General features: G+C 61.1%; 10 protein-coding genes. 7 read left to right on the top strand and 3 right to left on the bottom strand.

What is annotated here, in order from left to right; genetic code table 11:
• The first annotated feature begins 74 nt into the window (after positions 1–74).
• The 7 genes from QF010_RS15110 to QF010_RS15080 all read left to right on the top strand — a co-directional run bounded on the left by QF010_RS15110 (position 75) and on the right by QF010_RS15080 (position 7,276).
• A complete protein-coding gene (locus QF010_RS15110; protein ID WP_429533429.1) occupies positions 75–1,316 on the top strand; it encodes an SfnB family sulfur acquisition oxidoreductase in 1,242 nt (413 codons plus the stop codon).
• Positions 1,317–1,354: 38 nt separating this feature from the next.
• On the top strand, positions 1,355–2,560 hold the full coding sequence (locus tag QF010_RS15105) for an SfnB family sulfur acquisition oxidoreductase (RefSeq protein ID WP_429533428.1): 1,206 nt from the start codon (positions 1,355–1,357) through the stop codon (positions 2,558–2,560).
• Complete coding sequence (locus QF010_RS15100; protein WP_429533427.1) at positions 2,560–3,918, top strand: LLM class flavin-dependent oxidoreductase; 1,359 nt, start codon at positions 2,560–2,562, stop codon at positions 3,916–3,918. Before QF010_RS15105 ends, QF010_RS15100 begins: the two co-directional genes overlap by 1 nt.
• 75 nt (positions 3,919–3,993) lie before the next feature.
• Positions 3,994–4,803 carry a MetQ/NlpA family ABC transporter substrate-binding protein gene (locus QF010_RS15095; protein ID WP_415766139.1) on the top strand — a complete coding sequence of 270 codons (810 nt, stop codon included), beginning with the start codon at positions 3,994–3,996 and terminating at the stop codon, positions 4,801–4,803.
• Positions 4,804–4,805: 2 nt separating this feature from the next.
• The gene (locus tag QF010_RS15090) at positions 4,806–5,927 is read left to right on the top strand and encodes a methionine ABC transporter ATP-binding protein (protein WP_429533426.1); all 1,122 of its coding nucleotides are present in this window, start codon (positions 4,806–4,808) and stop codon (positions 5,925–5,927) included.
• On the top strand, positions 5,917–6,561 hold the full coding sequence (locus tag QF010_RS15085) for a methionine ABC transporter permease (RefSeq protein WP_429533425.1): 645 nt from the start codon (positions 5,917–5,919) through the stop codon (positions 6,559–6,561). Before QF010_RS15090 ends, QF010_RS15085 begins: the two co-directional genes overlap by 11 nt.
• A gap of 88 nt (positions 6,562–6,649) precedes the next feature.
• Positions 6,650–7,276, top strand: a complete 627-nt coding sequence (locus QF010_RS15080; protein ID WP_033058516.1) for a class I SAM-dependent methyltransferase — start codon at positions 6,650–6,652, stop codon at positions 7,274–7,276.
• A 135-nt stretch (positions 7,277–7,411) separates the two neighbouring features.
• On the opposite strand, the gene QF010_RS15075 is transcribed toward QF010_RS15080, so the two are convergent.
• From QF010_RS15075 to QF010_RS15065, 3 genes are read right to left on the bottom strand one after another with little or no spacing between them, the layout of a single operon-like run.
• Positions 7,412–10,465 (bottom strand): efflux RND transporter permease subunit, encoded by a 3,054-nt coding sequence (locus QF010_RS15075; RefSeq protein ID WP_429533424.1) that lies wholly within the window; start codon positions 10,463–10,465, stop codon positions 7,412–7,414.
• On the bottom strand, positions 10,462–11,529 hold the full coding sequence (locus QF010_RS15070; protein ID WP_033058522.1) for an efflux RND transporter periplasmic adaptor subunit: 1,068 nt from the start codon (positions 11,527–11,529) through the stop codon (positions 10,462–10,464). Before QF010_RS15070 ends, QF010_RS15075 begins: the two co-directional genes overlap by 4 nt.
• Positions 11,526–12,629: an efflux RND transporter periplasmic adaptor subunit gene (locus QF010_RS15065; protein WP_033058525.1), complete on the bottom strand. Its 1,104-nt coding sequence runs from the start codon at positions 12,627–12,629 to the stop codon at positions 11,526–11,528. Before QF010_RS15065 ends, QF010_RS15070 begins: the two co-directional genes overlap by 4 nt.
• Positions 12,630–12,639: the final 10 nt, after the last annotated feature.

Raw genomic sequence — 12,639 nt, 5'->3', positions numbered from 1 at the left:
GTAGGTATGGTCCGGAACACAATCACCCCAGTGCAGATCGCCAGGGCATTGCGTGCAGCCAAGGAGCGGCACTGATGTCCAGTCTGGCAGATGCAATCGTCCAGAGTGATCTGGACATCGCCCCCCTGTTGTTGCCCGCACAGGTTTTGCGCAACGACGCACAAGCCATCAAGGCCGCCCATGAGCTGGCGCAAGTCGCCCGCCTGCAAGCGGCCAAACGCGACCAGCAGCGCAAGCTGCCGTGGTCGGAAATCGAACAGTTCACCCGCAGCGGCCTGGGCAGCATTGCCATCCCGCGCGAGTACGGTGGCCCGCAGGTTTCATTCGTCACCGTTGCCGAAGTCTTCGCGATCATTTCCGCGGCCGACCCGGCACTGGGACAGATCCCGCAGAACCAGTTCGGCATTCTCAACCTGGTGCTCGGCAGCGCCACTGAATCGCAAAAAAAGCAGCTGTTCAAAAGCGTGCTCGACGGCTGGCGGATCGGTAATGCGGGACCTGAGCGCGGCACCAAAAACACCCTTGAACTCAAGGCACGAATCACCGCCAGCGGCGACGGCTTCGTCCTCAGCGGGCAGAAGTTCTATTCCACCGGCGCCCTGTTCGCCCACTGGGTCGCGGTCAAGGCGCTGAACGACGATGGCAAGCAGGTGCTGGCCTTCGTCCGCCGCGGTACACCGGGTCTGCGCATCGTGGATGACTGGTCAGGCTTCGGCCAACGCACCACTGCCAGCGGCACCATTTTGCTCAACAACGTGCAGGTCGATGCCGAGCTGGTGGTGGATAACTGGAAGATCAATGACAACCCGAACATTCAGGGTGCCGTGTCGCAGCTGATTCAAGCCGCCATTGACGCCGGCATCGCCCGGGGCGCCATCGACGACGCCATCGCGTTCGTGAAAACCCGTGCACGGCCGTGGATCGACGCCAAGGTCGAGCGGGCCAGCGACGACCTCTATGTGATCGCCGACATCGGCAAGCTGAAGATCGAACTGCACGCCGCCGAAGCGCTGCTGCGCAAGGCCGGGCAAGTGCTCGATCAGGTCAACGCCGCGCCGCTCACCGCCGAGTCCGCCGCCCGCGCCTCGATTGCCGTGGCCGAAGCCAAAGTCCTGACCACCGAGATCTCGCTGCTGGCCAGCGAAAAGCTTTTCGAACTGGCCGGCAGCCGCGCCACCCTCGCCGAATTCAACCTCGACCGCCACTGGCGCAACGCCCGCGTGCACACGCTGCACGACCCGGTGCGCTGGAAGTATCACGCCGTCGGCACCTATCACCTGAACGGCACGCTGCCCGCCCGGCATTCCTGGATTTAACGACCAGAACGCTTTTGACCAGATCTCTGGAGAAACACATGACTCTTTCTCACCACGTCGCGGTCATAACCAGCGATGAGCAAGCCCTGATCGTCGCCAGTGACCTGGCCGAAGATTTCAAACGCGACAGCGCCCTGCGCGACCGCGAACGCCGTTTGCCACACCCGGAACTGGAAGTGTTTTCCCGCTCGGGTCTTTGGGGCATCAGCGTGCCAAAAGAATACGGCGGCGCTGGCGTTTCCAACGTCACGCTGGTCAAGGTGATCGCGCTGATCGCCCAGGCTGACGGCTCCCTCGGCCAGATCCCGCAGAACCATTTCTACGCGCTCGAAGTGTTGCGGGTGAACGGCAGCGAAGAGCAGAAAAAACGCCTGTACGCAGAAGTGCTGGCCGGCCAGCGCTTCGGCAATGCCCTCGCGGAACTGGGCACCAAAACCGCCCACGACCGCGCCACCAGCCTGACCCCTGATCTGCATGGAGAACGTGACGGCTATCGCATCAACGGCCGCAAGTTTTACGCCACGGGCGCGATTTATGCCCAGCGCATCCCGACTTCGGTGGTGGATGAACACGGCGTTCAGCAACTCGCTTTCGTCCCTCGTAACGCCAAGGGTCTGACGGTGATCGACGACTGGAGCGGCTTCGGCCAGCGCACCACCGGCAGCGGTTCGGTGGTGTTTGAAGATGTCTACGTCGCCGCCGAAGACGTGATCCCGTTTCAGAGCGCGTTCGAGCGCCCGACCACCGTCGGCCCGCTGGCGCAGATTCTTCATGCCGCTATCGACACCGGTATCGCCCGCGCCGCCTATGAAGATGCGCTGCATTTCGTGCGCACCAAGACCCGGCCGTGGATCGATTCCGGCAACGACAAAGCCACCGAAGACCCACTGACCCTCAAGAGCTTCGGCCACTTGAGCATTCGTTTGCACGCCGCCGAAGCCTTGCTGGAACGCTCCGGCGAATTCCTCGACAAGGCTCAGGCCCAAACAAACGCGGAGACCGCTGCCGCCGCGTCGATTGCCGTCGCCGAAGCCCGCGCCATCAGCACCGAGATTTCCCTCGCCGCTGGCAGCACGCTGTTTGAACTGGCCGGTAGCCAGGCAACCCTGATCGAACATGGTCTGGACCGCCACTGGCGCAACGCTCGGGTACACACGCTGCACGACCCGGTGCGCTGGAAATATCACGCGGTCGGCAATTACTACCTCAACGATGAAAACCCGCCACTGCGGGGGACCATCTGATGGCAGATGCCAAAAAGAAGATCCTGCTCAATGCGTTCAACATGAACTGCGTCGGGCACATCAACCATGGTCTGTGGACGCATCCACGGGATAGCTCCACTCAGTACAAAACCATCGAATACTGGACCGAACTGGCGCAATTGCTGGAGCGTGGGCTGTTCGACGGCCTGTTCATCGCTGACATCGTCGGCGTGTACGACGTCTATCAAAACTCGGTAGACGTGCCGCTCAAAGAGTCGATCCAACTTCCGGTCAACGACCCGCTGCTGCTGGTTTCGGCCATGGCCGCAGTGACAAAAAACCTTGGCTTCGGCCTCACCGCCAACCTGACTTACGAACCGCCGTATCTGTTCGCCCGACGCATGTCCACGCTCGATCACCTGAGTCGCGGCCGGGTCGGCTGGAACATCGTCACCGGCTACCTCGACAGCGCCGCCAAGGCCATGGGTTTGAGCGAACAAGTGGAACACGACCGTCGTTACGACCAGGCCGATGAATACCTGCAAGTGCTCTACAAACTCTGGGAAGGCAGTTGGGAAAACGGCGCGGTGCTTAACGATCCGCAGCAGCGGATCTACGCGCAGCCCGAGAAAGTGCACAAGGTGGAGCACAAGGGCGAGTTCTATCAGGTCGAGGGTTATCACCTCTGCGAACCCTCGCCGCAGCGCACGCCGGTGCTGTTCCAGGCCGGCAGTTCGGATCGCGGTTTGCTGTTCGCCGGGCGACATGCCGAGTGCGTGTTCATCAGCGGCCAGAACAAACCGTCGACCAAGGTTCAAGTGGACAAGGTGCGCGCCAGTTCCGTCGAGGCCGGGCGCAACCCCGAGGACATCAAGGTGTTCATGGGGCTGAACGTGATTGTCGGCGCCACCGAAGAGCTGGCCTGGGCCAAGCACGCCGAGTACTTGAGCTACGCCAGCGCCGAGGCCGGCGTGGCGCATTTCTCGGCGTCCACCGGGATCGATTTCTCCGAATACGAAATCGACGAGCCTATCCAGTACGTGAAGAGCAACGCGATCCAGTCCGCTACCAAGAATCTGCAAAACAACGACTGGACCCGCCGCAAATTACTCGAGCAACACGCCCTCGGAGGTCGCTACATCACCGTGGTGGGCTCGCCTGAGCAGGTCGCTGACGAGCTGGAATCGTGGATCGCGGAAACGGGGCTGGATGGCTTCAATCTGACGCGGATTGTTACGCCGGAAAGCTATGTGGATTTCATCGACCTAGTGATTCCGGAACTGCAACGCCGAGGGTCGTACAAGACCGCTTACGACAGCGGCAGCCTGCGGGAAAAACTGTTTCACGCAGAGGCGCATTTGCCTGAGCAACACACTGGCTCGACGTATCGACGCTGATCCCTGTGGCGAGGGAGCTTGCTCCCTCGCCACAAAATGCGCGCACACATTTAATAATTGACTGGAAAATCCAACATGAAAAAGACCTACCTCTCTCACCCAGTCAAAGCACTGGCCCTGGCCCTTGGCCTTTTCAGCTCCATCACCTTCGCCGCCGACGCGCCGCTGAAGGTCGGCACCACCGCCGCTTTCGCTATTCCCCTGGAAGCCGCCGTCGAAGAAGCCAAGAAACAAGGCCTGCAAGTCGACCTGGTGGAGTTCAGCGACTGGATCGCGCCCAATGTCAGCCTCGCCGCCGGTGACATCGACGTGAACTACTTCCAGCACGTCCCGTTCCTGGAAAACGCCAAGGCCGCCGCCGGTTTTGACCTGGTGCCGTTCGCGCCGGGGATCATCAACAACGTCGGTCTCTACTCGAAGAAATACAAAAGCTTCGACGAGCTGCCGGAAGGCGCCAGCGTGGCGATCGCCAACGACCCGATCAACAGCGGTCGTGGTTTGCAACTGTTGGCCAAGGCCGGGCTGATCACGCTTAAACCAGGTGTTGGCTACAAGGCCACCGAAGAAGACATCATCGCCAACCCGAAGAAAATCAAAATCCTGCAGGTCGAAGCCGTGCAACTGGTACGCGCGTATGACGACGCCGATCTGGTCCAGGGTTACCCGGCCTACATCCGCCTGTCGAAGACCTTCGATGCCGGCTCCGCCCTGCTGTTCGACGGCCTCGATCACAAGGAATACGTGATCCAGTTCGTGATCCAGCCGAAAAGCAAAACCGACCCGCGCCTGATCAAATTCGTCGACATCTACCAACATTCGCCAGCCGTTCGTGCAGCGCTGGATAAAGCCCACGGCAAGCTCTACCAAGCCGGCTGGGAAAGCTGAATATGACGGCAGCCACCCAACTGCGACTGGAAATTCCAGAGCCTCATAACGCCATACAAACCGAACTGCACCCGGACCTGAATCGCGCTCACGTACGCTTCATCGGTCTGGGCAAAACCTACAACGGTCAGCAAGGTCCGGTCGCCGCGCTGCACGGCATCGATCTGGCGATCCAGCGCGGTGAGGTGTTCGGCATCATCGGCCGCAGCGGCGCCGGCAAGTCGTCGCTGATTCGCACCATCAACCGCCTGGAACAACCGAGCACGGGGCGCGTGCTGATCGATCAAGTCGACATCGGCGAGTTCGATGAAGACCGCCTGGTGGCGCTGCGTCGGCGCATCGGCATGATCTTCCAGCACTTCAACCTGATGTCGGCCAAGACGGTTTGGCAGAACGTCGAGTTGTCGCTGAAAGTTGCCGGTGTGCCCAAGGAAAAACGCGAGCAGAAAGTCCGCGAATTGCTGGAACTGGTGGGCCTGCAAGAGAAGCACAAGGCCTACCCGGCGCAGCTTTCCGGCGGACAGAAACAGCGCGTCGGCATCGCCCGCGCCCTGGTGCATGACCCGGCGATTCTACTGTGCGACGAAGCCACTTCGGCGCTGGACCCGGAAACCACACAATCGATCCTCGGCCTGCTGCGCGAGATCAATCAGCGCCTGGGCCTGACCATCGTGCTGATCACCCACGAGATGGCGGTGATTCGCGATATCTGTGATCGGGTCGTGGTGCTTGAGCACGGGCGAATCGTCGAGCAAGGCCCCGTCTGGGAAGTCTTTGGCAATCCGCAGCACGAGGTCAGCAAAACCTTGCTGGCGCCGTTGCAACACGGTTTGCCGGAAGAACTGCAAAGCCGCTTGCAGGCACATCCACAGTCTTCGGACGCCGCTGTTGTGCTGCGTTTGCAGTTCACCGGCAGCGCCAGCGATGAACCAGATCTGGCCGCGTTGTTCAGTGCCCTCGGCGGTCGCGTGCGTTTGCTGCAAGGTGGCGTGGAACGGATTCAGGGCCATGCCCTCGGGCAATTGCTGCTGGCGGTGACCGGTTCGTCCCTCGGCGCAGAGGAATTGCGTCAACGCGCCGGCCACTGGGCGCAACAGGTGGAGGTGCTGGGTTATGTGGTTTGATCGCTTGCTGCAAGGCTTCATCGACACCTTCCTGATGGTCGGCGTGTCGTCATTGATCGCGCTGCTGGCGGGCATTCCGCTGGCGGTAATTCTGGTCACCAGCTCCAGGGGCGGCATCTACGAAGCACCAGCGCTGAACCGCGCATTGGGTGCGTTCGTGAACCTGTTCCGCTCGATTCCGTTTCTGATTCTGATGGTGGCGCTGATTCCGTTTACCCGGCTGATCGTCGGCACCACGTATGGCGTTTGGGCGGCCGTGGTGCCGCTGACCATCGCCGCTACTCCGTTCTTTGCGCGCATTGCCGAAGTCAGTCTGCGTGAGGTCGATCACGGGTTGATCGAAGCAGCGCAGGCGATGGGTTGCCGGCGCTGGCATATCGTTTGGCATGTGTTGTTGCCTGAGGCATTGCCGGGGATTGTCGGCGGTTTCACCATCACCCTGGTGACCATGATCAACTCATCGGCCATGGCCGGAGCGATTGGTGCCGGCGGGTTGGGCGACATCGCTTATCGGTACGGGTATCAGCGATTTGATAGCCAGATCATGTTGACGGTGATTGTGTTGCTGGTGGTGTTGGTGGCGGCGATTCAATTGGGCGGGGATCGGCTGGCGCGGGGGCTCAACAAGCGCTGAGTCTGGCTCAAGTCATTGGTCGTCAGTGATATCGCTATCTGCCTCATGGCGTATATTCGGCAAATCCCAATTGCCTGCGCAGCCGACCATGAAACAGACCCCCACCGACCTCGAGCAGATCACCTCCACCACCCTGGGCCATTACAACTCGGTGGCTGAAAGTTTTCGCGAAGGGACTCGCGATCATGATGTCAGCCAGAACATTGATGCGCTGCTGCGGCATATTCAGGGGGCGGCACCGTTCGACATTCTCGACTTTGGCTGTGGGCCGGGTCGTGATTTACAAACCTTCACGCGCATGGGCCACACCGCTGTCGGGCTTGATGGCTCGGAGAAGTTTGCGCAGATGGCGCGCGAAGACAGTGGTTGTGAGGTCTGGCAGCAAGATTTTCTGAAGCTGGATTTGCCGGCTGAGCGCTTTGACGGGATCTTCGCCAATGCGGTGTTGTTTCATATCCCGCGTCAGGAACTGCCTAGGGTGTTGAAGGAATTGCGCGGGGCTTTGAAGCCGGGTGGGGTGTTGTTCAGTTCCAATCCGCGTGGCGAGAATCAGGAAGGGTGGAATGGGCCGCGTTATGGGGCGTACCACGATCTTGAGACGTGGCAGCAATTGCTGACGGCGGCGGGGTTTGTAGAGTTGGAGCATTACTACCGGCCGGCGGGGCTGCCGAGGGAGCAGCAGCCTTGGTTGGCGAGTGTTTGGCGTAAGGTGTGAAGACTTAAGACTTGCTGTGTCCGTACTGGTGCCTTCGCGAGCAAGCCCGCTCCCACATTTGACCGAGTTGTTCAGACGAACGCGGTCAAATGTGGGAGCGGGCTTGCTCGCGAATAGAGCGCGCAGCGCTCTGCTTTACCGGGCCTCTTTCTTCGGTTCGCGGATTTTGTACCAGGCCACATAAAGCGCCGGCAAAAACAGCAGCGTCAGCAACGTCGCAATAATAATCCCGCCAATCATCGCGTAGGCCATCGGCCCCCAGAACACTTCCCGGGCGATAGGAATCATCCCCAGGCTCGCCGCCGCAGCCGTCAGCAGAATCGGCCGGCGACGATGCTCCGTGGCTTGCACCACCGCATCCCACGGTGCATGACCGTCCTTCTCCAGGGCATCGATCTGCGTCACCAGAATCACCGAGTTGCGGATGATGATGCCGATCAGCGCCAGAATCCCCAGGATCGCCACAAAGCCCATCGGCGTGCCCGTCGGGATCAGCGCTATCACCACGCCAATCAGCCCGAGCGGCGCGACGCTGGCCACCAGGAACAGCTTCTGCACGCTGTGCAACTGGATCATCAGGAAGGTCGCCATCAAAAACAGCATCAACGGCACAACCTTGGCAATCGGCCCCTGGGCCTTGCCGCTTTCTTCGACGGTGCCGCCGGTGGCGACCTTGTAGCCCACCGGCAAACTGGCGGCGAATTTGTCGATGTCGGGTTGGAGTTGTTTCACCAGATCGGTCGGCTGAATTTCGTCGCGCACCGCAGCCTTGATGGTGATGGTCGGTTTGCGGTCGCGGCGCCAGACCAGCGGTTGCTCAAGTTCATAGCGCACGGAGGCGAACGCCAGCAACGGAATCGACGTGCCGCCCGGCGTGACGATCTGCAAATTCTGCAGGGTTTCCGGGGTGCCGCGTTCGGCGTCTTCCGCACGCCCCACCACGTTGATCAAGTAGATATCGTCATCGACCTGAGTCACTGGTGCACCGACCACGATGCTGTTCATCAGGTTGGCCACGTCTTCCGACGACAGTCCCAATTGCCGTGCCTTGTCCTGTGCGATGTCGATGCGCAGGACTTTGCCCGGTTCGTTCCAGTCGTAAATGATCTCGCCGATGTGCGAGTTTTTATCCAGTTCGGTGGCCAGGGCGATGGCGTGCTTGCGCACCTGATCAATGTCCTTGCCGCTGACCCGGTACTGGATCGGCCGCCCCACCGGCGGGCCCATTTCCAGCGCCTGGACGTAGCTGCCGATACCGACAAAATCCTTGCGCAGCCGCTCGCGCAAGCGCTGGCTTAGCGCGTTACGCGATTCCAGACCTTTGCTGACGATCACCAGTTGCGCGTAGTACGGGTTCTGCAATTGCTGGTCGAGGGGCAGGTAGAAACGGATCGCACCTTCGCCGATGTAGGTGCTCCAGCGCACGATGTCCGGGTCGCCCTTGAGCGTCGCCTCGAGCTTGTCCACCGCCTTGCGGGTTTCGGCGATCGAGGCGTTTTGCGGCAGGTTCAGGTCGACGAGGATCTCCGGACGGTCCGAAGACGGGAAGAACTGGTTCTGCACGAACTGCATGGAAAACACCGACGCCACAAACAGCGCAACGGTGATGCCGATCGCCCACCAGCGATTGCGCATGGCCCAAAGCAAGCCGTAATTGAACGCCCGACCGATGCGCCCCGGTTCTGCGTCGTGAGGTTTCACATTGGCGCTGAGGATGTGCACGCCGATCACCGGGGCGAACAGCACCGCGACAATCCACGACACGATCATGGCCACCGCGATCACCGCGAACAGCGTGAAGGTGTACTCGCCGGCCGAGCTCGCGTTCAAGCCGATGGGCACGAAACCGGCCACCGTCACCAACGTACCGGTGAGCATCGGGAACGCGGTCGAGGTGTAGGCGAACGTGGCCGCTTGCTCCTTGGTCTCGCCCATTTCCAGGCGCGTGACCATCATTTCGACAGTGATCATCGCGTCATCCACCAGCAGTCCGAGCGCAATGATCAGCGCACCGAGGGAAATCCGCTGCATGGTGATGCCGCTGTATTCCATGAAGACAAAGACCATCGCCAGCACCAGCGGAATCGAGCACGCCACCACCAGACCGGCGCGCACGCCGAGGCTGATAAAGCTGACGATCAGCACGATCACCACCGCTTCGAACAGTGCGCTGGTAAAGCCGCCGACGGCTTTTTCCACCACTTCGGCTTGGTCGGAAACGTTGTGCACGCCGACGCCCACCGGCAGATCGGCAGTCAGGTCGGTCATGCGCTGGTGCAGCGCTTTACCGAACGCCTGAATGTTGCCGCCCTTCTTCATCGCAATGGCGAGGCCGATGGCTGGATGGCCGTTAAAGCGGAATTCCGGTGTCGCCGGGTCAACGTAGCCACGGCTGATGTCGGCGACATCGGCGAGGCGGTAGAAGCGGTCGTTGAGTCGCAGGTTGACGTTTTCCAGGTCTTTCTCAGAGGCAAACTGCCCCGTCGTACGCACGGAAATCCGCTCGGGGCCTGCCTCGATCACCCCGGCCGGGGTCACCGCGTTTTGCGATTGCAGGCTCTGCACCACCTGACGCTGATCGATGCCCAGCGCCGCCAGTTTGCGGGTGGAGAAGTTCAGGTAGAGGACTTCGTCCTGCTCGCCGACCATCTCGACCTTGCCCAGCCCCGGCACTTCGCGGATCTCGGCGCGGACCTGCTCGACGTAATCGCGCAATTGGCGCATCGACAAACCGTCGGCGGTAAAGGCGTACACCGAACCAAACACATCACCGAACTCATCGTTGAATCCCGGTCCTTGCAGGCCTTGGGGGAAGTCGCCGCGAATGTCGTTGATCTTCTTGCGCACCTGGTACCAGATTTCCGGAATGTCCTTGGCGCTGGTGGTGTCACGCAAGTTAACGAAGACCGTCGACTCACCGGGGCGGGTGTAGCTTTTCACGTAGTCGAGAGAATCGAGTTCTTCGAGTTTTTTCTCGATCCGGTCAGTGACCTGCTTGAGGGTTTCTTCCTGGGTCGCGCCCGGCCAGCGGGTCTGGATCACCATGGTTTTGATGGTGAACGACGGGTCTTCCTCGCGGCCCAGGTTCAGGTACGAGAACACGCCCATCAGCAGCGCGACGAACATCAAATACCAGACAAACGACTGATGCTTGAGGGCCCATTCGGATAAGTTGAAACTCCCTTTCATTGCGGGCTGTCCTCATCGATTTTTACTTTTTGCCCCGGTTTCAGGCTGTTCACGCCGGCACTGACCACTCGCTCGCCGGACTTCACGCCGTTGGCCAGGACCATCGTTGAATCCGTGCGGCTGATCAGGCTGACGTCTCGCGGGGAAACGGTTTGGGTCTGCGGATCGACGACCCAGATCCGCGACTTGCCATCGACTTCCTGAAGCGCGGTCAGGGGCAGCTCGATACGCGGTTTGATCGTGGAGCTGAGGGTCACGCTGATCGCCGTGCCCAGGCGAAACCCCGGCGGCGTGTCGGCCAGTGTCAGGCGGGCGCGACGGGTGCGGGTGGCGCTTTGGGCTTGAGGTTCGATTTCGCGAATGATGGCAGTGGTGGTGACGCTCGGCTCGAGCTGGACAGCCACCTGAAACACCACGTCTTCCGGCAACTGGTCGACCAGGGTGTCTGGCAGGTCGATCACCGCTTCCTTGATGTCCGGCTGCGCCAGGGTCACCACTTGCTGGCCGGCGCTGACGACTTGCCCGGCTTCGGCGTTCCACGCGGTGACGATGGCCTTGTGATCGGCGCGCAGTTCGACGTAGTTGAGCTGGTCCTTGGCCTGATCGACCGCAGCCTTCGCTTGATCGAGGGAGGCCTGGGTGGTTTTGAGATCGGTCTGTGCGATGTCGAGTTGCGCCTGGGCACCCACGCCACGATCGAACAACTCTTGCTGACGCCGGGCGTTGGCCTGGGCGTTGATGAGTTGCGCCTGGACGTTGGCCAGATCGCCCTGAGCGGAACGCAACTGGTTCTGCTGATCGGTGGGGTCGAGCGTGGCGAGCAGCGCGCCCTTATCGACTTCGGCACCGACATCGACATTACGGCTGGCGATACGCCCCGGCACCCGGAAGCCGACATTGGTTTCATACCGGGCCTGGATGCTGCCGGCGAAGCGGCCCAGGCTTTCTTCGTCCAGGGACTGGACCTTGATGGACAACACCGGGCGCACTGGCTCCGGTGGCGGTTCTTTTTTCGAGCAGGCCACCAGCATCACACCGGCGCAAACCAGTAACAGACGCTTCATGGCTGGGCTCCCTCGGCTAAATCCTTATAGGTGTTTTCGGCGATTTCCACCTTCACGCCGGGGTGCAGTAACTGGCCGCCGGCGATGACGACTTTTTCGCCCCCCTTCAGACCGGCGCTGATGATCACTTTGCCGGTCAGGTAGCGACCGACCGTGACGGTGTGCAGCTGTGCCTTGCCCTCATCGTCCACCAGCCACACGGCCGGGTCGCTGAGATTTTTCGTCAGCGCCGACCAGGGCAGTTCGACCGCCGATTTGCCCGGCGTCTTGGCCGTGGCACTCACCACCGAACCGAGCTGCATGCCTTCCGGCAGTCCGTTGAGAGTGACTTTGACCTGCACCGTGCCGGTCTGCGCAGAGACGGCCGGGGTGATTTCCCGAACGGTGCCGGTGGTTTTGATCTCAGGTTTGTCGAGCAGGCTGACGACCACCGTTTTACCCTCTGGCGGCTCTGTCAGCAGCGATTCGTAGACGTTGAACACCGCATCGCGCTCACCGTCCCGGGCCAGGCTGAAAATCGGCACGGTGGCCTGCACCACCTGGCCGACCTCGGCCTGGCGTGCGGTAATCACCCCCGGCGCGTCGGCGACCAACGCGGTGTAGCTCAGTTGCTCACGGGCGTTGGCCAGTTGCGCCTGGGCCGCCGTCAGGGCGCTTTGGCTGCTGCGCAAGGCGGCTTGGGCGGAATCGTATTCGCTTTGGCTGGTGTAGCCCTTGGGCAGGAGTTTTTGCTGGCGAACAAACGCGGCGGCGGTCTGTTTGACCCGGGCCTGTTCGGCAACAACCTGCGCCTGAGCCGAGTCGACGCTGGTTTGCAGGTCCTTGGGATCGAGCTTGGCCAGCACTTGTTTAGCCGAAACCCGATCACCGACATCGACTGTACGCTGGATGATCTTGCCGGCAACGCGGAACGACAGGTCGGTCTGGACCCGCGCCTGAACATCACCGGTCAGGGTCACCGTCGCCGCGTAATCCGCAGGTTTTACTTCCTGCACGAATACCCGCGGACGGTCCTTTTCGACCGGCTTTTTATCGCCACAGGCGCTCAGCAGGACAAGGAGGCTCAGGCCAACCACTGTTTTCAATCCGGGACCCACCATGCAGACTCCT

The organism is Pseudomonas silensiensis (assembly GCF_050434865.1).
GTDB classification, from domain to species: domain Bacteria; phylum Pseudomonadota; class Gammaproteobacteria; order Pseudomonadales; family Pseudomonadaceae; genus Aquipseudomonas; species Aquipseudomonas fluorescens_W.
Note: the sequence above shows the minus strand (reverse complement) of the source record. Positions and strands in the feature narration are given on the sequence as shown.

Coding starts and splice junctions, on each gene's coding strand:
- QF010_RS15110 (WP_429533429.1), top strand. CDS start 75: ATGTCCAGTCTGGCAGATGCAATCGTCCAGAGTGATCTGGACATCGCC.
- QF010_RS15105 (WP_429533428.1), top strand. CDS start 1,355: ATGACTCTTTCTCACCACGTCGCGGTCATAACCAGCGATGAGCAAGCC.
- QF010_RS15100 (WP_429533427.1), top strand. CDS start 2,560: ATGGCAGATGCCAAAAAGAAGATCCTGCTCAATGCGTTCAACATGAAC.
- QF010_RS15095 (WP_415766139.1), top strand. CDS start 3,994: ATGAAAAAGACCTACCTCTCTCACCCAGTCAAAGCACTGGCCCTGGCC.
- QF010_RS15090 (WP_429533426.1), top strand. CDS start 4,806: ATGACGGCAGCCACCCAACTGCGACTGGAAATTCCAGAGCCTCATAAC.
- QF010_RS15085 (WP_429533425.1), top strand. CDS start 5,917: ATGTGGTTTGATCGCTTGCTGCAAGGCTTCATCGACACCTTCCTGATG.
- QF010_RS15080 (WP_033058516.1), top strand. CDS start 6,650: ATGAAACAGACCCCCACCGACCTCGAGCAGATCACCTCCACCACCCTG.
- QF010_RS15075 (WP_429533424.1), bottom strand. CDS start 10,465: ATGAAAGGGAGTTTCAACTTATCCGAATGGGCCCTCAAGCATCAGTCG.
- QF010_RS15070 (WP_033058522.1), bottom strand. CDS start 11,529: ATGAAGCGTCTGTTACTGGTTTGCGCCGGTGTGATGCTGGTGGCCTGC.
- QF010_RS15065 (WP_033058525.1), bottom strand. CDS start 12,629: ATGGTGGGTCCCGGATTGAAAACAGTGGTTGGCCTGAGCCTCCTTGTC.